At 55.5% G+C, this 21252-nt stretch carries 20 protein-coding genes; 18 read left to right on the forward strand and 2 right to left on the reverse strand.

Going from position 1 to position 21252, the window contains the following annotated elements; genetic code table 11:
• Positions 1 to 11: 11 nt before the first annotated feature.
• From EF096_RS17400 to EF096_RS17475, 16 genes are all read left to right on the forward strand, one after another.
• The gene (locus tag EF096_RS17400; RefSeq protein WP_123891058.1) at positions 12 to 773 is read left to right on the forward strand and encodes a class I SAM-dependent methyltransferase; all 762 of its coding nucleotides are present in this window, start codon (positions 12 to 14) and stop codon (positions 771 to 773) included.
• A 44-nt stretch (positions 774 to 817) separates the two neighbouring features.
• Positions 818 to 1900 carry a 3-isopropylmalate dehydrogenase gene (gene leuB / locus EF096_RS17405; RefSeq protein ID WP_123891059.1) on the forward strand — a complete coding sequence of 361 codons (1083 nt, stop codon included), beginning with the start codon at positions 818 to 820 and terminating at the stop codon, positions 1898 to 1900.
• Positions 1901 to 1980: 80 nt separating this feature from the next.
• Positions 1981 to 3093: an aspartate-semialdehyde dehydrogenase gene (gene asd / locus EF096_RS17410; protein WP_123891060.1), complete on the forward strand. Its 1113-nt coding sequence runs from the start codon at positions 1981 to 1983 to the stop codon at positions 3091 to 3093.
• Between the two features lie 104 nt (positions 3094 to 3197).
• Positions 3198 to 4208 (forward strand): aspartate-semialdehyde dehydrogenase, encoded by a 1011-nt coding sequence (locus EF096_RS17415; protein WP_123891061.1) that lies wholly within the window; start codon positions 3198 to 3200, stop codon positions 4206 to 4208.
• 177 nt (positions 4209 to 4385) lie between these two features.
• Positions 4386 to 7259, forward strand: a complete 2874-nt coding sequence (locus tag EF096_RS17420; RefSeq protein WP_123891062.1) for a FimV/HubP family polar landmark protein — start codon at positions 4386 to 4388, stop codon at positions 7257 to 7259.
• The gene (gene truA / locus EF096_RS17425) at positions 7259 to 8119 is read left to right on the forward strand and encodes a tRNA pseudouridine(38-40) synthase TruA (RefSeq protein WP_123891063.1); all 861 of its coding nucleotides are present in this window, start codon (positions 7259 to 7261) and stop codon (positions 8117 to 8119) included. Before EF096_RS17420 ends, truA begins: the two co-directional genes overlap by 1 nt.
• A gap of 59 nt (positions 8120 to 8178) precedes the next feature.
• Positions 8179 to 8793 carry a phosphoribosylanthranilate isomerase gene (locus EF096_RS17430; protein ID WP_123891064.1) on the forward strand — a complete coding sequence of 205 codons (615 nt, stop codon included), beginning with the start codon at positions 8179 to 8181 and terminating at the stop codon, positions 8791 to 8793.
• On the forward strand, positions 8786 to 10003 hold the full coding sequence (gene trpB, locus EF096_RS17435) for a tryptophan synthase subunit beta (RefSeq protein ID WP_123891065.1): 1218 nt from the start codon (positions 8786 to 8788) through the stop codon (positions 10001 to 10003). The genes EF096_RS17430 and trpB overlap by 8 nt, the downstream gene beginning before the upstream one ends.
• A gap of 10 nt (positions 10004 to 10013) precedes the next feature.
• Positions 10014 to 10817 (forward strand): tryptophan synthase subunit alpha, encoded by an 804-nt coding sequence (gene trpA, locus EF096_RS17440; RefSeq protein WP_123891066.1) that lies wholly within the window; start codon positions 10014 to 10016, stop codon positions 10815 to 10817.
• Positions 10818 to 10876: 59 nt separating this feature from the next.
• Positions 10877 to 11773: an acetyl-CoA carboxylase, carboxyltransferase subunit beta gene (gene accD, locus EF096_RS17445; protein ID WP_123891067.1), complete on the forward strand. Its 897-nt coding sequence runs from the start codon at positions 10877 to 10879 to the stop codon at positions 11771 to 11773.
• On the forward strand, positions 11773 to 13062 hold the full coding sequence (gene folC, locus EF096_RS17450; RefSeq protein ID WP_123891068.1) for a bifunctional tetrahydrofolate synthase/dihydrofolate synthase: 1290 nt from the start codon (positions 11773 to 11775) through the stop codon (positions 13060 to 13062). The genes accD and folC overlap by 1 nt, the downstream gene beginning before the upstream one ends.
• Positions 13055 to 13654: an SPOR domain-containing protein gene (locus EF096_RS17455; protein ID WP_123891069.1), complete on the forward strand. Its 600-nt coding sequence runs from the start codon at positions 13055 to 13057 to the stop codon at positions 13652 to 13654. Before folC ends, EF096_RS17455 begins: the two co-directional genes overlap by 8 nt.
• A 129-nt stretch (positions 13655 to 13783) precedes the next feature.
• The gene (locus EF096_RS17460) at positions 13784 to 14266 is read left to right on the forward strand and encodes a CvpA family protein (RefSeq protein WP_123891070.1); all 483 of its coding nucleotides are present in this window, start codon (positions 13784 to 13786) and stop codon (positions 14264 to 14266) included.
• A 54-nt stretch (positions 14267 to 14320) separates the two neighbouring features.
• Positions 14321 to 15826, forward strand: coding sequence for an amidophosphoribosyltransferase (purF, locus tag EF096_RS17465; protein ID WP_123891071.1), 1506 nt, complete (start codon positions 14321 to 14323; stop codon positions 15824 to 15826).
• Positions 15827 to 15876: 50 nt separating this feature from the next.
• Complete coding sequence (locus tag EF096_RS17470) at positions 15877 to 17091, forward strand: O-succinylhomoserine sulfhydrylase (protein WP_123891072.1); 1215 nt, start codon at positions 15877 to 15879, stop codon at positions 17089 to 17091.
• A 165-nt stretch (positions 17092 to 17256) separates the two neighbouring features.
• Complete coding sequence (locus EF096_RS17475) at positions 17257 to 17553, forward strand: ComEA family DNA-binding protein (protein ID WP_123891073.1); 297 nt, start codon at positions 17257 to 17259, stop codon at positions 17551 to 17553.
• Between the two features lie 39 nt (positions 17554 to 17592).
• On the opposite strand, the gene EF096_RS17480 is transcribed toward EF096_RS17475, so the two are convergent.
• Positions 17593 to 19020, reverse strand: a complete 1428-nt coding sequence (locus EF096_RS17480) for a methyl-accepting chemotaxis protein (RefSeq protein ID WP_123891074.1) — start codon at positions 19018 to 19020, stop codon at positions 17593 to 17595.
• A 190-nt stretch (positions 19021 to 19210) separates the two neighbouring features.
• Here EF096_RS17480 and rnd point away from each other — a divergent pair, with 190 nt between their 5' ends.
• Both rnd and EF096_RS17490 read left to right on the forward strand, forming a co-directional pair.
• The gene (gene rnd / locus EF096_RS17485) at positions 19211 to 20359 is read left to right on the forward strand and encodes a ribonuclease D (protein ID WP_235869784.1); all 1149 of its coding nucleotides are present in this window, start codon (positions 19211 to 19213) and stop codon (positions 20357 to 20359) included.
• Positions 20356 to 20649, forward strand: a complete 294-nt coding sequence (locus tag EF096_RS17490; protein WP_123891075.1) for a YcgL domain-containing protein — start codon at positions 20356 to 20358, stop codon at positions 20647 to 20649. The genes rnd and EF096_RS17490 overlap by 4 nt, the downstream gene beginning before the upstream one ends.
• Before the next feature lie 128 nt (positions 20650 to 20777).
• Here EF096_RS17490 and EF096_RS17495 read toward each other — a convergent pair whose 3' ends face one another.
• Complete coding sequence (locus EF096_RS17495; protein ID WP_123891076.1) at positions 20778 to 21179, reverse strand: NINE protein; 402 nt, start codon at positions 21177 to 21179, stop codon at positions 20778 to 20780.
• Positions 21180 to 21252 lie beyond the last annotated feature (73 nt).

Here is a 21252-nt window from a genome sequence, read left to right on the forward strand (position 1 = left end):
GGAGCCACCTTATGACAAGCGAGCACAACAGCGTAGTCGAGCGGCAGTTTGGCGATCAGGCGAGTGCTTACCTCACCAGTACGGTGCACAGCACTGGCGAGGAGTTTGTTGCACTGGATGAGGCGGTCGCCGGGTGCTCGCATGCCAGGGCGCTGGATTTGGGTTGTGGCGCCGGGCATGTCAGTTTTTTTGTGGCCAGCCAGCTTGCCGAAGTGGTTGCTTACGATCTATCCCAGGCGATGCTGGATACGGTTAAAGCGGCGGCGGTTGAGCGTGGTCTGGATAACATCAAGCTGCAGCAGGGCGTTGCTGAATATTTGCCGTTTGCGGATGCCAGTTTCGATTTCGTCTTTAGTCGTTACTCGGCACATCACTGGCAGGATTTGGGACGCGCTCTGCGCGAGGTGCATCGGGTGCTCAAGCCCGGTGGTCAGGTGATTTTTGTTGATGTCATGTCGCCCGGTTTGCCGCAACTCGATACCTACTTGCAGGCTGCTGAAGTGCTGCGTGATACCAGCCATGTACGTGATTACTCGGCGGCGCAGTGGTTGCTGGAAATGAGCCAGGCGGGTTTGCAGGTTGAGCGTCAGCGCCGACAGCGCCTGCGTCTCGAATTCACTTCCTGGGTAGAGCGCATGCGTACCCCGTTGGTGATGCAAACGGCGATAAAAACGCTGCAGCAGGCGATGGGTGAAGAAGTCCGGCGCTATTTTGAAATTACCGCGGATGGCTCGTTCAGCACGGATGTGATCGTGCTCTGGGCCGGTCGCTGAACCGTATTGTTAGTGCCTGAATGGCGCTTTATGGAGAGAAGTGAATGACTAAACAGATTCTGATTCTTCAGGGTGACGGTATTGGTCCTGAAATCATGGCTGAGGCGGTCAAGGTGTTGAACCTGGCCAATCAAAAGTTTGATTTGGGCTTTGAGCTGTCGTCTGGCGAGCTGGGTGGTGCTTCGTATGATAAGTACGGTGTGCCCCTTGCCGATGAGACGCTGGAACGGGCACGCAAGGCCGATGCAGTCTTGTTGGGCGCCGTCGGTGGCCCCAACTGGGATACGATTGATCCCGCCCTGCGTCCTGAGCGCGGCCTGTTGAAGATCCGCTCCGAGTTGGGGCTGTTCGGTAATCTGCGGCCAGCGATTCTTTATCCGCAACTGGCTGATTCATCCACGCTCAAGCCTGAGGTGGTCTCGGGGCTGGATATTCTGATCGTGCGTGAGCTGACCGGGGGTATCTACTTTGGCCAGCCGCGAGAGAAGCGCGTGCTCGAGAATGGTGAGCGTCAGGCTTACGACACCTTGCCCTACAGCGAAAGCGAAATTCGCCGCATTGCCAAGGTCGGTTTCGATATGGCGATGGTGCGCAACAAGAAGCTGTGTTCAGTTGATAAGGCTAACGTTCTGGCGTCGAGTCAGTTGTGGCGTGAAGTGGTTGAAGAAGTTGCCAAGGACTACCCGGACGTCGAGCTGTCGCACATGTATGTCGATAACTGCGCCATGCAACTGGTGCGCGCGCCCAAGCAGTTTGATGTGATTGTGACTGACAACATGTTCGGTGACATTCTGTCTGATCAGGCGTCGATGCTGACTGGCTCCATCGGCATGCTGCCTTCGGCATCGCTGGATGTGAACGGTAAGGGTATGTACGAGCCATGTCACGGCAGTGCGCCTGATATTGCCGGGCAGGGTATCGCCAATCCACTGGCGACGATTCTGTCTGTTTCCATGATGCTGCGTTACAGCTTTGCGCAGACAAAGGCGGCCGATGCCATTGAACAAGCGGTTAGCCTGGTGCTGGATCAGGGCCTGCGTACCGGCGACATATATTCTGAGGGATGCCGCAAGGTAGGCACCGTTGAAATGGGTGATGCCGTGGCCGAGGCCCTCAAAAACCTGTAATCTGTTCGATTATTCGAAAACGCCCGACTTTGCTCGGGCGTCTTTCTTCTTTGAATTTGTTACCCCACGGGGGTGTTGTTATGAAGCGAGTTGGTCTAGTTGGTTGGCGTGGCATGGTTGGTTCCGTGCTGATGCAGCGTATGCGTGACGAAAATGATTTTGCTGATATCGATCCGGTGTTTTTTACCACCTCGAACGTAGGTGGCAAAGGTCCGGATATTGGCAAGGACACCCCAGCGCTGAAAGACGCCTTTGACCTTGAAGCGCTCAAGCCCATGGACGTGATCATCACCTGTCAGGGTGGGGATTACACCAGCGAAGTCTATGCCAAGCTTCGTGCTGACGGCTGGAATGGCTATTGGATTGATGCCGCCTCCACTCTGCGCATGGAAGACGAGGCCCTGATCGTGTTGGACCCGGTTAATCGCCGCAACATTGATCAGGCGCTGCGTGATGGCGTGAAAACCTACGTGGGTGGCAACTGCACTGTTAGCTTGATGCTGATGGGGCTGGGTGGTCTGTTTGAGCAGGGAATGGTCGAGTGGATGAGTGCCATGACCTATCAGGCAGCCAGCGGCTCTGGTGCGCAGAACATGCGCGAACTCATTAACCAGATGGGTGCTATTCATGGCTCGGTCGCCGAGCAGTTGGCTGACCCTGCCAGTGCTATTCTGGAAATCGATCGCAAAGTTGCGGCCACGCTGCGTGACGACGCTTTCCCAGCGGAGCATTTCGGTGTGCCGCTGGCGGGTAGCCTGATTCCTTGGATTGATAAGCAGCTGCCTAACGGTCAGAGTCGTGAGGAGTGGAAGGCGCAGGCTGAGACCAACAAGATTATTGGTCGCAGCGCTCGTCCTATTCCGGTTGATGGTATCTGTGTGCGCGTGGGTGCCATGCGTTGCCACAGCCAGGCATTGACCATCAAGCTAAACAAGGATGTGCCGCTGGCCGATATCGAAGGCTTGCTGGCTGAGCATAACCCCTGGTCGCAGGTCATTCCGAACACCAAGGAAGCGACCTTGGCCGGACTGACGCCTACCGCAGTGACCGGTACGCTGAATGTGCCAGTTGGGCGCCTGCGCAAGCTGAATATGGGCTCGCAGTATCTTTCTGCCTTTACTGTAGGTGATCAGCTATTGTGGGGCGCGGCCGAACCGCTGCGTCGCATGCTGCGTATCCTGCAAGAAGGTTAAGGCTTTTACGGCCGCTCAGTTCGATAAGAACTGATACGGGGCACCCCTGACTTGGTCAGGGGTGCCCTTTGTCTTTTAGTGAATTCAAATACTGGTTGGTGATTATGAGTAAGAAAACAGGTGTTGCGGTTGTTGGTATAAGCGGCTTGGCAGGCGATATGCTGATCAGCGTGCTGGAAGACGACACCTTCAGCTTCACCGATCTCCATTTGGTGGACGCCGATGATGAGGCCGGTGAGCGGCGCATGATCAAAGGGCAAAGTATGCGAGTTGAGCCGATCTCGCGCTTTGACTTCAGCCAGATCGCTGTGGTCGTGATGGCGAGCGATGCCGCATTCGTTCAGGAATGGGCGCCCAAGATTCGTGCGGCTGGCGCGTTGCTGGTTGATACCAGTGGCAGTCTGGGTGGTCAGGCTGTGGTTGCCGAGGTTAATCCGCACGCACTGGCTTCGTCGAAAGAGAAAGGCGTGGTGTTCTCGCCGGACAGTCAGGTTGTACAAAGTGCGATCGTCCTCAAGGCGCTAACGTCTATCGCGCCGATCCAGCGTGTGGGTATTGCAACCTATCAATCGATGTCCACCCATAGCCGAGCGGCAGTCGAGGCTCTGGCAATGCAGACCAGTAAGTTGCTTAACGGCCAGCCAGTAGATAAAGGCGTGCTTGATAAGCAGGCCGCGTTCAATCTGTCGCCTTGTGTCAGCGAACTGGACGAGGCGGGCGCAAGTCGTGAAGAGCGATTGCTGACTGCGGGTGTGCAGGCTTGTCTCGAAGCTCCCGATCTGCCGGTTTTGGTCAATGCGGTGATGGTGCCTTTGTTCTACGGTAGTGCGCAAATGATGCAGGTCACTTTTGCTGAAGCGCCCGACGTTAAGCGCATTGTTAACATGCTGCGGCGCGCCAAGGGTATCAAAGTGCTGGATAAGCCAGCTGCTGGTGGGTTCCCCACTCCCATAACAGACGCCACTGGAAGTGATAACGTTTGGGTTGGGCGTGTCCGGGCAGATGCTACTGAGCCGAACACTATTCACATGTGGATTGTCTCTGATAATCTTCGGAAAGGTGTCGCAATTAACAGTCTTATGCTTGCCGAGTTGTTGATAAAAGACTATTTGTAATCGATACTTGCTGGTGTTTCTGTACTAAGCGGTTTAGGTTTGTGCATACAAACCCTGTTTAGATTCGGCGGTTGCTGTTTTTTCCCAGACTGGGTGGGGGCTTTTGTTTTAGGCCAGTCTGAGCACAGCAGGGTCTGTTGAAGCGTGAGAAAACGATAAAAGCAAAGGATTTTCGCTATGGTTCGCAAACTGGTTATAGCTGTTGCCGCAGCAAGTGCCTTGATGTCCACGGGAATGGTTCAAGCATTGGGAGTAGGCGACATTAACCTGCGCTCGTCGTTAAACCAGCCGCTGGATGCTGAGATTGATCTGCTACAAGTGCGTGATCTCAGCAGTGAAGAGATTCGCACAATGCTGGCCTCGCCGGACGATTTCGGGCGAGCAGGTATTGAACGCCCGTTCTTTCTGACTGATCTCAAGTTCACTCCGGTAGTTAAGCCCAACGGCAAGTCGGTTATCCGCGTTACTTCAAACCGGCCAGTTAACGAACCCTATCTTAATTTCCTGATGGAAGTGCGTTGGCCTTCAGGCAAAGTGCTGCGTGAGTTTACCGTACTGCTTGATCCGCCTCTGTATCAGCCTTCTTCTGCTGTCAGCAGCACGCCCGTAACGCCTCCGCGTTCGGCGGCACCTGTTTCGCGACCACAGCCAACCATTGCACCAGCCCAACCAAGAGGCGCAAGCCCTTACGCGGAACCATCGGCACCAGCTGCCGCGCCGCAGCGCAGCTCGACAGAGTGGCGTACCAGTCGCGCTGACACTTTATGGGAAGTTGCCCTTAAGTCACGTCCCTCTGGTGCCAATGTGCATCAGACCATGTTGGCGATTCTGGATCTGAATCCTGACGCGTTTATCAATGGCAATATAAATCAACTCAAGTCCGGTCAAACCTTAAAGCTACCGACCAGTGAGCAGGCTACCAAACGCAGCGGTAGTCAGGCCGTTGCGGAAGTGGCGGAACAAAATCGGGCTTGGCAAGAAGGCCGCTCGGCACCTGTTACCAGGACACCGCAAGAGCCATCCGCACCGCAACTTGATGCACGCCAACGCGAAAGCGCTGGCAGTGCGCCGGAAGAAGTTGATGCCGAAGACTCGCTGCGCCTGGTGTCCGGTGCTGATGAGCAGGTAAGTGAAGGGGCTGGCGATGGTGAGGCCGGTGGTAATAGCACCGCCAAGCTGCGCGACTCTCTGGATATGACCAAGGAGCAACTCGACGCGGCCGAGCGTGAAAAAGCTGAAATGGTCGGTCGCCTCGATGACGTTCAAGGCCAGCTGGAAACATTGCAGCGCTTGCTGGAGTTGAAGGATGCTCAGCTCGCAGCACTACAGCAAGAAATCAGCGCCAGTGGTCAGAATAGTGAGCTGCCCGCCGAACCTCAGGCTGACCTGGAAGAAATTGCGGCGCTTGAGCAGCAGGCCTCTGAGGCTGCAATTGCTGAGGAACAGGCGGATGGTTTAGCTGCGAACGAAGAGACCCTGGCTGAAGCAGCTGAGGTGATGGAAACGACTGAGCCAGAGGTTGAGGCTGTTGATCCGGAGCTGGTTTCTGAAGATCTGGCCGCAGAAGAACCGCAGGCAGAGGATGCGACTGTCGACCTTGAGGAGCCCGTTGCTCCAGTGGTTGAGGCGGCTGAAACCGAGTCTGAAGCAGCTGTTGCTCAGCCCGCTGAAGAACCGGAAATGGCGACTGCAGAGTCGCTGTTGCAGCGCATGATGCAGAATCAGATGCTCTTGGTTGGTGGTGGCGTTGTCGCGATCTTGTTGCTATTGATGGTGCTGATGGCAGTGTCTCGCCGTAATGCGCGCCGTGAAGCGGATATGAACGACAACTTCATTGCCAATGCCGCCGAAGGTCAAGATGGTGATTCTTCTTCTCTAGAGTCGGATGATTTCAACGTTGCCCTGGCAGCGGAGCTTGATGATGGTGATTCCGGTATTGCGGTCGACCCTCTGACTGAAGCCGAGGGGCTGCTGGCTTATGGTAAGCCACAGGAGGCGCGTGCGGTCCTCAACGAGGCCCTGAATAGCGAGCCAGAGCGCACTGACCTGCGTCTCAAGTTGCTGGAAGTGGAAGGTATGCTGGATAACGCAGAGGGTTATCGTGCTCAGCACGAGGCGCTGCGTGCCGCTGGAACCGTAGACGATCAGGTTGACGCAATGGATGCGCGCTTCCCGTTGATGGCTGCTGCAGTAGCAGGCGCGGCTGCTGGCCTTGCCTATGATGCCAGTGCGGACGAGGACATCTCTTTTGAGATGCCGGCAGATACTACTGAAGCTGAAGTTCCAGAAGAAGATATGGATTTCGATTTCAGCGAGTTCGAACTAGGCGATACTCCTGCAGCAGCGGCTGTGCCGGAAGACGCACCTAAGCTGGAGCCAGAAGAGCCAGAGGAAGTGGACTTTGATCTTGATTTTGATCTGGATGACACTTTGAGTGATCAGGATCTGCAGGGTGCTGTCGAGCCCGGTGCAAGTGCTGCTGACGCTGCCGTGTCGCTGGACGAATCCCTTGAGTTTACCGAGGTTGAGAGTCTGGAGCCTGCTGTTGAAGACAAGATAACCCTGGATGATGACTTCGATCTGTCGCTGACTGATGATCTGCAGTCAACTGGCTCGGCAGATGATTTTGCGTCCCTCGAGTTGGATGAGACAGCCAATACTGAGAAGACAGCAGAAGAAGACTTTAGTCTTTCTGACGATGATCTTGCCGATTTCGAGCTTGAGCTTGATGAAGTCGCCGGAAGCGCTGAGAACGCAGATGTTGCGCTGCCTCTGGACTCGCTGGAGTTAGATGAAGAGCAAAAAGATGACGAGTTGATGGCGCTCGATAATGTGATGGAGGAGCCTGTGGCTGGTGATCTGGACGAAGACGACGAATTTGATTTCCTTTCCGGAACGGATGAGTCTGCAACCAAACTTGATCTTGCTCGTGCCTATATTGATATGGGTGACAGTGAAGGTGCTCGTGACATTCTCAACGAAGTGGTTGAAGAAGGTGACGAGCAGCAGAAGCAGGAAGCTCGCGAGATGATGGAGCGCTTGACCGATTGATGGATGTTGATCAGCTGGACCCAGCGGCCGCCCCTGAGGCGGCCGCTGTTGTTTCAAGGGTGGCCGCTTGTGTCGAGTACCGCGGCAGTGCTTATCGAGGCTGGCAGCGCCAGCAATCTGGCGTGCCCAGCGTTCAGGAAGCGGTAGAAAAAGCCTTGAGCCGGGTTGCCAATCATCCGGTCCAGGTTTTCTGTGCCGGTCGCACGGATGCCGGCGTGCATGCTTCTTGTCAGATTATCCATTTTGACAGCGACGCCGTGCGCTCACCGCGCAACTGGATCCATGGCGCAAATGCCAATCTGCCGGCAGATATTTCGCTCAGCTGGGTACAGCCGATGGGCGACGATTTTCATGCTCGATTTTCTGCCATGGCTCGGCGCTATCGATACGTTATTTATAACGACCCAGTGCGCCCAGCACATCTTTCACGGGAGGTAACCTGGAATTACCGTCCGTTGGATATTGATCTGATGCGTCAGGCAGCGCAGGCACTCTTGGGTACGCACGACTTCACCTCCTATCGCGCGGTCGGCTGTCAGGCAAAGTCGCCGATCAAAACCATTCACCATCTTGAGCTGTTGCGTCATGGTCAGTTCATCGTGCTGGACATTCGGGCCAGTGCCTTTTTGCACCATATGGTACGCAATATCGTCGGCGTATTGATGCAGATAGGCTGCGGCGAGCGCCCGGTTGAGTGGGCTGCGGAGGTGCTGCGGGCGCGCGATCGGGCGCAGGGCGGGCTTACCGCGCCGGCCTATGGCTTATATCTGGTAGATGTGACCTATCCTGAGCACTTCGAATTACCACGGCGTTACCTGGGTCCTCACTTCCTGTCAGCGCTGCCGGATGTCGCTGACTGACGCCTGCAGTGCTATCTGCTACTATCGTCCCCTTGTCGAATAGAGGTCCCAACGCACCTATGGCGCGTATTAAAATCTGCGGTATTACTCGTGTTGAAGATGCTTTGGCTGCTGCTCACTCAGGCGCAGATGCCATCGGCTTGGTGTTTTATGCGCCCAGCCCCCGTGCTGTTGACGCTGAACAAGCGGCTAAAATTGTGGCCGCTTTACCGCCTTTTATCACCACTGTTGGCTTGTTTGTCGATGCTGATCCGGGATACGTGCGCGAGATTCTGCAACAGGTGCCGCTGGACTTGCTGCAATTTCATGGTAACGAAGATGCAGCCTATTGTGACCAGTTCAGCCGGCCCTATATGAAGGCAATCAGGGTTCGTCCTGAGCAGAATGTGTCTGCGGTTGCCGCTGCCTGGCCAAAGGCTAACGGTATCCTGCTCGACAGCTATAAACCCGGTTTGCCAGGTGGTACAGGGGAGGTTTTCGATTGGGCTTTGGTGCCCGGCGAGCGTCCCTGGAATCTGGTGCTGGCCGGCGGTTTGACGGTAGATAATGTCGCGCAGGCTATTACTGAAGTCGCCCCTTGGGCTGTGGACGTCAGTGGTGGCGTCGAGTCTGCCAAGGGCATCAAGGATGTCGAGAAAATTAACGCTTTTGTTCAAGAGGTGAAGCGTGTCTGAGTTCAGCAAAACCGATTACTCTGCGGTCCCCGATGTGCGTGGGCATTTTGGTCCCTATGGCGGACGATTTGTCTCTGAAACGCTGATGGAAGCGCTGGATGATCTGGAAAAACTTTACCGTACGCTGTCCGCAGATCCTGCGTTTCAGGCGGAGTTCGATCGAGACCTGGCGCACTACGTAGGGCGTCCTTCGCCGCTGTATCTTGCCGAGCGGCTGACCGCGAAGGTGGGTGGCGCACAAATTTACCTGAAGCGTGAAGACCTTAACCATACCGGTGCTCACAAGGTAAACAACACGGTTGGTCAGGCCTTGCTGGCGAAGCACATGGGCAAACCCCGGGTGATCGCTGAAACGGGCGCTGGCCAGCATGGCGTCGCCACAGCCACCGTCGCCGCTCGTTTGGGCCTTAGATGCCAAGTTTATATGGGAGCGGATGACGTCAAACGCCAGTCGTTGAACGTCTATCGTATGAAGTTGCTGGGCGCCGAAGTTATTCCGGTAACCTCAGGTTCAAGGACGCTGAAGGACGCGATGAACGAGGCAATGCGTGATTGGGTAACCAATATCGACGATACCTTCTACATCATTGGTACCGTGGCAGGTCCGCATCCGTATCCTCAGCTGGTTCGCGACTTCCAGTGCGTGATCGGGCGTGAGGCGCGCGAGCAATGCCTTATCCAGGCGGGTCGTTTACCGGATGCGTTGGTGGCCTGTGTTGGCGGTGGCTCCAATGCCATTGGCCTGTTTCATCCCTTCCTCAATGATGACAGCGTCAAGATGTATGGTGTCGAGGCTGGTGGGCATGGCATCTCCACGGGTGAGCACGCGGCGCCATTGAGCGCCGGTCAACCGGGTGTACTGCACGGTAATCGCACTTATCTGATGTCGGATGAAGCTGGGCAGATTATTGAAACACATTCTGTTTCTGCCGGTTTGGATTACCCCGGTGTTGGACCTGAGCATAGTTGGCTCAAGGATATCGGTCGGGTTGAGTATGTTGACGCCACCGACGAAGAAGCACTTACAGCCTTTCGTGAGCTGACTCGGGTTGAGGGCATCATGCCCGCACTGGAGTCCAGTCACGCGGTTGCCTACGCCATGAAATTAGCGGCAACCATGCGCCCCGATGAAATTGTGGTGGTCAACCTGTCTGGTCGGGGTGACAAGGATATTCATACGGTCGCCGGCATTGACGGCATCAGCATTTAACGAGAGTCACATGAGCCGAATCAAAAACTGTTTTACTGCCTTGCAGGCCAAAGGTCGCAAGGCGTTGATCCCTTATGTTACTGCTGGTGATCCCGCGCCTGAGGTGACCTTGCCGCTGATGCATGACCTGGTTGCGGCCGGAGCAGACATTATCGAGCTGGGTATTCCATTTTCTGACCCCATGGCTGATGGTCCGGTCATTCAATTGGCAATGGAGCGGGCACTGGCTCATCACGTGAGCCTGGCTCAGGTGCTGGACATGGTGCGGCGCTTCCGCGAGGATGATGATAAGACGCCGGTTGTGTTGATGGGGTACTTGAACCCGATTGAACGTATGGGGTATGCCCGATTTGCCGAGGCTGCGGCCAGTGCTGGGGTTGATGGCGTGTTGACGGTAGACCTGCCGCCAGAAGAGGCCACAGACGTCTCACCGGTGTTCAAGGCACAAGGACTCGACACTATTTTCCTGCTTTCGCCGACGACGACAAAAGAGCGCGCACGGCTGATTTGTGAGCAGGCAAGTGGTTATGTCTATTATGTTTCATTGAAAGGTGTGACCGGGTCCAGTGCTTTGAACGTCACCGAAGTAGCAAACCGGTTGGATATGCTGCGCACTGTCACTGATTTGCCGATTGGTGTTGGCTTTGGTATCCGTGATGGCGCTTCGGCTGCTGCCGTTGCTGCCGTGGCAGACGGGGTTGTAGTGGGGTCGGTATTGGTTAATCAAATAGCCGAACATGCGTCTCAGCCAGAGCTCGCGCGTAAAGGTATCGCGGCTATTATTGGCGAAATGCGCGGAGCAATGGACCGGTAAAGATTTAATCACGCGGCCCTGATGGCTGAGTGACCAGATAAACAGATTAAGGAATGGCGATGAGCAATTGGCTGGTGGATAAACTGATTCCTTCCATCGTGCGCTCGGAAGCACAGAAGAGTAGCGTGCCTGAAGGACTGTGGCGTAAGTGCCCTTCATGTGAAGCGGTACTGTACCGCCCCGAGTTGGAAAAGAACCTGGATGTCTGCCCGAAGTGCAGTCATCACCTGCGCATAAACGCTCGTCGGCGCCTGGACATCTTTCTCGACGAGGGAGAGCGCACTGAGATCGCGGCCGAGCTTGAGCCGGTTGATCGGTTGAAGTTTCGTGACAGCAAAAAATACAAGGATCGCCTGACTGCCGCGCAAAAAGCTACCGGTGAGAAAGATGCGCTGGTCGTTATGCAGGGCAAGCTCAAAGGCTCTCCGATTGTAGCCAGTGCCTTTGAGTTTAATTTCATGGGCGGTTCTATGGGTAGTGTCGTAGGGGCCCGTTTTGTTCGGGGTGCCGAGATCGCATTGCGTGAACGTATCCCTTATGTTTGCTTCTCCGCCTCCGGTGGCGCGCGCATGCAGGAAGCCTTGTTTTCGCTGATGCAGATGGCCAAGACCAGTGCCGCCCTCGCTCGACTGAAGGAAGAGGGTATTCCCTTTGTTTCGGTCATGACCGATCCAGTCTACGGCGGTGTGTCTGCCAGCCTGGCGATGTTGGGTGATATCAACGTGGCTGAGCCTAATGCGCTTATCGGCTTCGCCGGCCCCCGTGTAATCGAGCAGACCGTCCGTGAGAAGCTGCCTGCCGGATTTCAGCGTAGTGAATTTTTGCTTTCACACGGTGCGCTCGACATGATCATTGCCCGCAGTGAGATGCGTGATCGCCTGGGTAGCATGTTGTCTATCTTTACCAACTCTCCGGCGCCAGCCGTTGAAAACCTGGTTGAGCAAAGCGAGGCTTGATGTCCAAGCGCAGTCTTTCTGAGTGGTTGACCCGGCTTGAGGGGCTGCATCCGACAGAAATTGATATGGGCCTGGCGCGCGTGCGCCAGGTTGCCGAGCGACTGGATGTGCTCAAGCCTGCGCCCTTGGTTTTTACCGTAACGGGAACCAACGGCAAAGGCTCCACTTGTGCGGGGCTCGAGTCGTTACTTCAGGCGGCGGGTCAAGCGACAGGCTGCTACACCTCGCCACACCTGCTTCAGTACAACGAAAGAGTGCGCATCAATGGCGAAATGGTCAGCGATGAAGCGCTTTGTCGGGCCTTTACGGTAGTAGATGAAGCGCGCGGCGATGTGTCATTAACCTATTTTGAGTTTGGCACCCTGGCTGCGCTCTGGTTATTCGCCGCAGCGGAGTTGGACGCGGTGGTACTTGAGGTTGGGTTGGGTGGGCGTCTTGATGCGGTTAACGTAGTGGACGCCAATATAGCGGTCGTCACCAGCATTGGCCTTGATCACCAGGAATACCTGGGTGATACGTTGGAGTCGGTTGGTTTTGAAAAGGCTGGCATTTTGCGTTCAGGGCGTCCGATCGTTAGCGGTGAACAGGATCTGCCTGAAAGCTTTATGCGTCAGGTGGATGCTCTTGGTTGCAGGTTGTACCAGCGAGGGCGGGATTTTGGCTGGCATGCGCAGGTTGGAAGCGAGTGGGATGCCTTTGCCGGGGTGGGCTCGCAGCTTGTGGAATACGCCGGAATTCCAAGCGTCTCTTTGCCTCGTGATAACTTGAGCGCGGCGTTGCAGGCTTTTTTGCTTGCTGATTTGGCGTTATCCGAGGCAAAAGTAAAGCAGGCGCTTGTTGACGCCAAGGCGCCTGGCAGGCTGGAGCGCCGACAGTTGGTGTGGCGTGGACAGGACCGCTGCCTCTATCTGGATGTTGGCCACAACCCGCACGCGGCAAACTTTATGGCAACAGCGCTCGCTGGACACAACGCCCGCAGGGTGGCGGTGTTTGGGCTGCTGGCCGACAAGGATCTTGCTGGCGTTCATGCGCCGCTTGGTGCGCTGTTTGAGTGCTGGTACGTTGCGCCGCTCGAGAGTCCGCGCAGTCGACCTAGTGCCGATCTTTGCCGTTATTTGGCCGGGCAGGGCGAGCGTGTGCAGGAATGCCCGTCGATTGCCTCTGCCATAGCGCAAGCGCTGGATAACTCTGATGCGCAGACCGAAATTGTTATTTTTGGGTCGTTTTTCTCTGTCGCTGCCGCCATACTCTGGTTGTCTGAGACGTCCGGAGTACTGATAGATGGATGAAGGTCTGAAACAGCGCATCATCGGTGCGGTCGTGCTGGTTATTGCGGCAGTGGTGTTTTTGCCCATGCTGCTATCTGGGCAGGATGAAACAGTCGAGGTGGTGGTTGATGTGCCGGAGGCTCCGGTTCTCAATCAGCAACCTATCGCACCTGCCGAGCCAGTAGTACTGCCTGCCACGCCCCAGGTCCCCACTATCCCAACGCCACAGTCTGCTGCCGAGCAGCGCGCGCAGGAGCAAGTAGAGGCTGAAGCGGCCAAGGCACCGGAACCGGAAGCGAAGCCCGAAGTCGTTGAAGTCACCCCTGAGCCTGCGCCGGTAGAAGAAGCCCCCAAGGCGACGGGTGACTGGGTGATTCAGCTGGGCAGCTTCTCCAGTAACAGTAACGCCGAAGGTTTGAGTGAAACGCTGCGCAGCCAAGGCTACAACTCTTATACCTATTCGGTAACCATACAAGGCAAGCCGATCACCCGGGTTTATGTTGGGCCGTTAGCGAGCCGCGATGCAGCTAACCGCGTGCGTGACGAACTGGCGAGCAAGCGCGGTAGCAAGGGGCTGGTTGTTGCCTATGACAAGGACAGCGGTCGGGGTTGACTCGGTCCTTTGAGGCGTTCTGGTTGGCTCGCCAACCCAGCTAAAAGCAGAGTAGGGCAAGATTGCTGTTTCGATGGCCTTTACTGCTCTGCTAGAATACCGCTCTTTGCGTAACAGGGTGTCGTGACCGTGTCGTTTACCTGGGTTGATTGGGCTATCATCGCCATCATTGTTGTATCGGCCCTGATCAGCTTGACCAGAGGCTTCGTTAAAGAAGCGCTGTCCTTGGTCACCTGGGTTCTGGCTGGCCTGGTCGCCTGGTTGTTTGGCGGTGCACTCGCCGAGCTGCTGGCTCCCTATATTGACACCCCGTCGCTGCGTGTCATCGCAGCCTGTTCTATTCTCTTCATACTGACTTTGCTACTGGGTGGCTTGATCAATTACTTGATCGGCCAACTGGTAAAGGCGACAGGTCTTAGTGGTACTGATCGCTTTTTAGGAATGGTATTTGGCGCCGCTCGCGGCGGCCTACTGGTCGTGGTGATGGTGGGGCTGCTGAGCCTGGCCCCAGTCGACGGTGATACCTGGTGGCGAGAGTCAGTCATGATTCCTCACTTTTTACTCGTGGCCGACTGGTCCAAGAATTTTATTCTGCAACTGGCTGGCCGCTGATCCGGCGCTAGCGTTGGATGATTTTCATTTTCTCAACGAAAAAGGTGTTTAGGCATGTGTGGCATTGTTGGCATAGTGGGCAAATCGAACGTCAATCAGGCGCTCTATGATGCCCTGACCGTCCTGCAGCACCGCGGCCAGGACGCCGCCGGCATTGTGACCTGCGATCGGGGACGTCTGTTCCTGCGCAAGGATAATGGTTTGGTTCGCGATGTTTTTCATCAGCGTCACATGCAGCGCCTGGTCGGCAACATGGGCATTGGTCATGTTCGTTACCCAACCGCTGGTTCCTCCAGCTCTGCTGAAGCTCAGCCGTTTTATGTTAACTCGCCTTACGGTATAACCCTGGCGCACAACGGCAATCTGACCAACGTCGAGCAGCTATCTCGTGAGATTTACGAGTCCGATTTGCGCCACGTGAATACGACGTCTGACTCTGAGGTCTTGCTGAACGTGTTCGCCCACGAGTTGGCGCGCGGCGGCAAGCTGCAGCCGAGCGAAGATGACATCTTCAATGCGGTAAGGGCAGTGCATGAGCGCTGTCGTGGTGGTTATGCTGCGGTGGCTATGGTTACCGGGTACGGGATCGTCGGCTTCCGCGATCCAAACGCTATTCGACCTATCGTTTTTGGTAAGCGCGAAACCGAGAACGGCGTTGAGTACATGATTGCATCAGAAAGCGTGTCTCTGGATGTGCTCGGGTTTGACTTGATTCGTGATCTGGGACCCGGTGAAGCGGTGTACATCACCGACAAGGGCGAGCTTTTCACCCGCCAGTGTTCTACTCACCAGGAATACTCTCCGTGCATTTTTGAGCACGTTTATCTCGCGCGCCCCGACTCCATGATCGACAAGGTGTTGGTCTACAAAGCGCGCTTGCGCATGGGCGAGAAGCTGGCTGAAAAGATTGAGCGCGAACGTCCTGACCACGGTATCGATGTGGTTATCCCGATTCCGGACACCAGTCGTACGTCTGCAGTGGAGCTGGCTAATCACTTGGGCGTCAAGTTCCGTGAAGGCTTTGTCAAGAATCGCTATATTGGCCGAACCTTTATCATGCCTGGGCAGGCCGCACGTAAGAAATCGGTACGTCAGAAATTGAATGCGATCGATCTGGAGTTCCGCGGTAAAAACGTTTTGCTGGTAGATGATTCCATTGTGCGCGGGACCACTTGCAAGCAGATCATCCAGATGGCTCGCGAAGCCGGTGCGGCTAGTGTCTATTTCTGCTCGGCCGCGCCTGCGGTGAGATACCCCAATGTCTACGGCATCGACATGCCGACACCGCATGAGCTGATTGCCCATGGGCGTACCACCGAAGAGGTGGCTGAGTTGATTGGCGCTGACTGGCTGATTTATCAGGATCTTCACGACTTGATTGATGCTGTGTCTGAGGGCAACCCGGACATCAAGCGCTATGATTGCTCGGTGTTCAACGGCGAATACGTGACCGGCGATGTGAGTGAGGCCTACCTCGGCAAGATTGAACAGGCGCGTAACGATTCGGCTAAATCCAGTGCTGAAAGTGCGGACGCAGTCATCGATCTGCATAACAACTGACAGTAATGCCTGCGCTTTAGCTCCAAGGCGCAGTACAAGGGGTTTTTAGCATGACGCAAGATTGGCAGGCAGGTCGTCTCGACAGTGATCTGGAAGGGGTCGGCTTTGACACATTGGCGGTGCGCGCCGGGCAACGCCGTAGCCCTGAAGCCGAGCACGGAGAGGCCTTGTTCCTGACGTCCAGCTATGTGTTTCGCAGCGCCGCAGAAGCGGCTGCGTGCTTTGCTGGTGAGTCGGATGGCAACGTCTATTCACGTTACATGAATCCCACAGTGCGCACCTTTGAGGAGCGCATTGCGTTGATGGAAGAGGCTGAGCAAGCGGTTGCGACAGCCTCTGGAATGGCGGCTATTCTGGCGACTGTCATGAGCCTCTGCTCCGCGGGTGATCATATCCTGGTCTCGCGCAGTGTGTTTGGCTCCACGGTAACCCTCTGCGAAAAGTATCTTAAGCGCTTTGGCGTTGAGGTGGACTACGTCCCGCTGTCGGATGTGAGCGCCTGGCAAAGCGCATGCAAGCCCAATACGCGGATGCTGTTTCTTGAATCGCCGTCCAATCCGCTGGCTGAATTGGCGGACATCCGCGCGCTTTCTGGCGTGGCCAAGCAGCAGGGTGCGTTGTTGGTGGTAGATAATTGTTTCTGTACGCCTGCATTGCAGAAGCCGTTGACCCTGGGTGCCGATATCGTCGTGCACTCAGCCACCAAGTACATTGATGGGCAGGGCCGCTGCCTGGGCGGCGTTGTGTGTGGGCGAAAAGAGCACATGCAGGAATTGGTCGGCTTTTTGCGTACGGCAGGACCGACACTCAGCCCGTTCAATGCCTGGGTATTTCTTAAGGGGCTGGAAACCTTGCGCCTGCGCATGCGTGCCCATTGTGAGTCTGCTCAGACGCTTGCCGAATGGTTGAATCAGCAGCCTGAAGTTGAGCACGTTTATTACGCTGGCTTGCCAAGCCATCCGCAGCACGAGCTGGCTAAAGCGCAGCAGTCCGCTTTTGGCGCGGTTGTCAGCTTCGAGTTAAAAGGCGGCCGTGATGCAGCCTGGCGCTTCATTGATGCTACCCGCTTGCTGTCAATTACCGCGAATCTGGGTGATAGCAAAACCACCATCACGCATCCGGCAACTACCACGCATGGCAGGCTGACGCCGCAGGCGCGCTCAGCGGCCGGGATTGGTGATGGGTTGATTCGTTTGGCTATTGGTCTGGAAGAGGTTGCAGATCTCAAGGCTGACTTGCAGCGCGGCCTGGACGCTCAGCGTTGAACTAATTAGCAAGGCAAACGAGATTGGTGTCACATTCAAGGCCGGCCGGGTTTTTACTCGGCCGGCCTTTGCTTTAGTGTTTTTGATGCCGCAGGGACAGCGAGCAATGCTGCTGAAGTGCGTTCCTTCAGTGCGGCACATTCAAACAATGCTAAGGAGAGTCACATGCGTAAACTCGTTACCGCGTTCTGCCTGGTTTTATCCTGCTGTCTTATGTCACCGGTATTCGCCGATGAAACCGGGGCTGCGGCCACGGAACCGTTGGTCAGCGTCAATATCAATACAGCCAGTGCTGATGAAATTGCCGAAGTCATGCAGGGTGTGGGCGCTGCCAAAGCACAGGCGATAGTTGATTACCGTGAGCAGAATGGGGCCTTCACTTCAGTAGAAGGTCTGACTGCGGTCAAGGGTATAGGCCCGAGCACACTGGCCAACAATAGTGATCGTATTGAGCTGGAGTGAGTCACACTTGTTCATTGAAACGGCCCTTAGGGCCGTTTTTTATGATTTCAATTTGCTGACTGAAAGCTTCAATTGGTGCGCCAGTTTCGCCAGCTGGTCACTTGTGGCGGCGCTCTGCATGGTTTGGTCTACGGTGCGCTCGGTCACATCGCGTATTTCTACGATGCTCTGAGTGATTGCTTCAGCCACCTGGCTTTGCTGATCAACCGCGGAAGCGATCTCGCTATTGCCCTGGCTGATCTGGCTCACCGCACTGGCGATCTCGTGTAGCGACTCACCTGCCTGAGCGACCTGTTCTACGGAATCATGAGTCAGGCCGGAACTGGCTTGCATGTCCTGTACGGCCACCTGCGTGCCGGTCTGCAGCGTTTCTATCATGCGCTGGATATCGTCGGTCGAGTTTTGCACCCGTTGGGCCAGGGCGCGCACTTCATCAGCTACCACAGCAAAACCTCGCCCAGACTCGCCCGCACGAGCGGCCTCAATAGCGGCGTTCAGTGCCAACAGATTGGTTTGCTCGGCAATGCTGCGGATGACCTGGACAACACCGCTGATATCTTCGCTGTTTTCCGCCAGTGTCTGCATATGCTGTGTGCAACGCTCAATGCTGGTGGCCAGTCCGGTGATAGTTCGGCGTACCTGCTCGACCTGATCACGGCCGCCGCTGGCTAGTGTGTCTGCCTGGGTTGATTGATCGCGGGTGGTAGAGGTATTACCGGCGATGTCCTGCACGGTGGCGCTCATTTCGTTAACGGCCGCGGCTACCTGATCAGTTTGCCCCTGTTGTTGCACCATGCCATCGCGTACCTGACTCATCAAGTTGGCAAGGTTGCTTGCACCCTGGTCAAGCTCAAGCGATGCCTGCCGTACAGCCGACACCACTTGTTGTTGTGCTTGCTGCATCGCATTGAAGGCGGTTGCCATGGAGCCTACTTCGTCACGGCTGGTAGCCTTGGCGCGCAAAGTCAGGTCACCCGTGTTTTGCACTTGGGTCATGGTATCGCGCAAACTGATAATATTCCGGGTAATAAACAGGATAAGCAGCTGCGACACGGCCAATACCAGCACCATCAGCACGGAAACCACCAGAGCATAAAAGGGAGCGCGTTGGAACAGCAGATCAATGTAGTTCTGGCTTTCAATACCCAGCGCACGATCTTGTTTCACCCATACGCCATGCAGGTCAGCGGGAAGGCCTGCTGGTAGCTCGGCTGCTGCATACCAGGTTGCCGATGCTCCGGTAGCGGAGCCCAGCGCAGCGTTGTTTACCCAGCGCAAACCGGGCAGTACCGGGCGCTCAGGCGTCTCTTGCGTGATTAGCGCTTTGCCTAACTGCATGCGGTGTGTCTGAATGCTGTCTTGCTCTATCCCTACAGCCACCAGAACCAGCAAGAGCGTTGAGATAAATGCGACGCTATTGACTGCCCAGAATTTGTACTTCAGTGGCAGGTGCTGAAGAAATTGCATGCATACTCCAAATTTGCAGTTGATGGTGATGGCTGACAGCGCTTGTGCGTAGCAGCTTACAGTATGATCAATACTCTTTGTTTATCGGTTGATCCTGATCAAACTTGATAGTGCATTACAGCAAAATGTCGCCGGGGCAGAGCGGTTACAGATCAGTTATACTGGCGACAATTTATTGAAAAGGCTTCCCATGAATAGCCCGTTGGTTCCACCGCTGATGATCGACCAAAATGCCGAGCTGGCAACCTGGTGCGCGCATTGGCTGACACTACCCTACGTTGCCGTTGATACCGAGTTTGTTCGTACCGAGACTTTCTATCCTATCGCCGGTTTGATTCAGATCGGTGATGGCGAGCGCGCTTACCTGATTGACCCCTTGGCAATAACGGATTGGGCACCATTGGTTGAGCTGCTGCAGGCGCCTGATGTAGTTAAAGTGCTGCACGCCTGCAGCGAAGACCTTGAGGTCTTTTCTCGCCTTTGTGGCGTGCATCCATTGCCCCTGTTTGATACCCAGCTGGCAGCAGCCTTTTTGGGTATGGATTTTTCGATGGGTTACTCGAGATTGGTCAGTGCGCTATTGAATATTGACCTACCCAAGGAGGAAACCCGCTCGGACTGGGTCCAGCGACCGCTTAGCGCAGCGCAAATCGAGTATGCGGCGCGAGATGCTCAGCACCTGGCGGAGGTGTATCAGATACTCGCACCGCGGATTGCCGAGGCAGGTGTTGAGGCATGGTTGTTTGCAGATACTGCAGACCAGGTTGCTGCCAGCGGTCAGACGACGAATCCTGAGTTGGCTTATCAGCAGGTAAAACAGGCTTGGCGCCTTAATCCGCCGCAGCTGGCTATTTTGCAGCGCTTGGCGTTTTGGCGTGAAACCGAGGCGCGTCAGCGCGACCAGGCACGCAACCGGCTGGTGCGCGAGCGCGCACTGTGCCCTTTGGCGCAGCAGCAGCCTGATAACCTGCAGGCGCTATCTCGGATCGAGGATATGCACCCACGAACCGTCCGCCAGGATGGCGAAACGCTGCTTAGACTTATTCGTGAAGGTCAGGCTGCCGATCCTACAGACTACCCAGAGCGCTTGCCGGAACCCTTGCCCGCAGCGGCTAACCGTCTGTTAAAACTGATGCGCAAAGTAGGGCAGGCTGAGGCGGACAGGTTGAATATTGCTCCCGAGATCATACTGCGCAAGAAAGTACTGGAAGCGATGCTGCGCACGGGCTTTCCTAACGGACCATATCAGTTGCCGGAAGAGCTCACTGGTTGGCGCAGGGACCTAATGGGCGACGCGCTCTTGGCGGTTGCCAACGACCATACTGAGGAAGCGCAATGAAGGTGCTTTGCTCCATTTACCGTAGCAGCAAGAAAATGGGGATGTACTTGTATGTGCCCAGAGAAAAAGGCTTGGCGGAGGTGCCCGCTGAGCTGAAGACTTTGTTCGGGCGTGCCGAACACGCAATGGATCTGGTGCTCACTGAAGAGCGCAAGCTTGCCCAGGAAGATATCGGCAAGGTGCTGCTCAATCTTCGGGAGCAGGGGTACCACGTGCAGATGCCACCGCAGGAGGACGATTATATTGTGCATCTTCCTGACGAGTTGCTGACTCGCAACGATCCTGTCTGACCGGCAAGGTCTATACCGGCGGTAGACGCCGGTTTTGGGTTTTAAGCTGGCTTGGTTTTACGCCTTGCTGTGCCCTGCGATCCCTGGTTTTCCCCCACCTTTCCCCAGTCGCAGAAGGGGTCCTGTACTTACCAGTCACGCTGCATATTTTTGACCGAAATCTGCTCGTTTAGCGTCCAGTAGTCATAAAGAATACCGACACCAAACAAACCCACGGTAAAGAAGTAGATGATGGCTGTGACCCACTTGCCCATGTAGAGGCGGTGAGCGCCAAAAATGCCAAGAAAAGTCAGCAGGATCCATGTCAGGTTAAAGTTGATCGGTCCGGTACGGAACCGGCGGTCGGCACTACGGTCCATGGAAGGAATAAGGAAGAAGTCGACAATCCAACCGATGAAGAAAAACCCCAGCGTGAAGAACCACAGCGTGCCAGTAATAGGCTTTCCGTAATAAAACCGATGAGCCCCCATAAAGCCGAATATCCAAAGTAGATATCCGATAGCTTTGCTGTGAGTGTCCGAATAGGCCATGGGGGTGTGCTCCTCCGTTCCGTCAGTTGGTTATGTAATACTCGTCATAGACCATAAATGATTTGGGGAGTGC

It is taken from the genome of Pseudomonas neustonica, assembly GCF_003797945.1.
Taxonomy (GTDB): Bacteria; Pseudomonadota; Gammaproteobacteria; order Pseudomonadales; family Pseudomonadaceae; genus Halopseudomonas; species Halopseudomonas neustonica.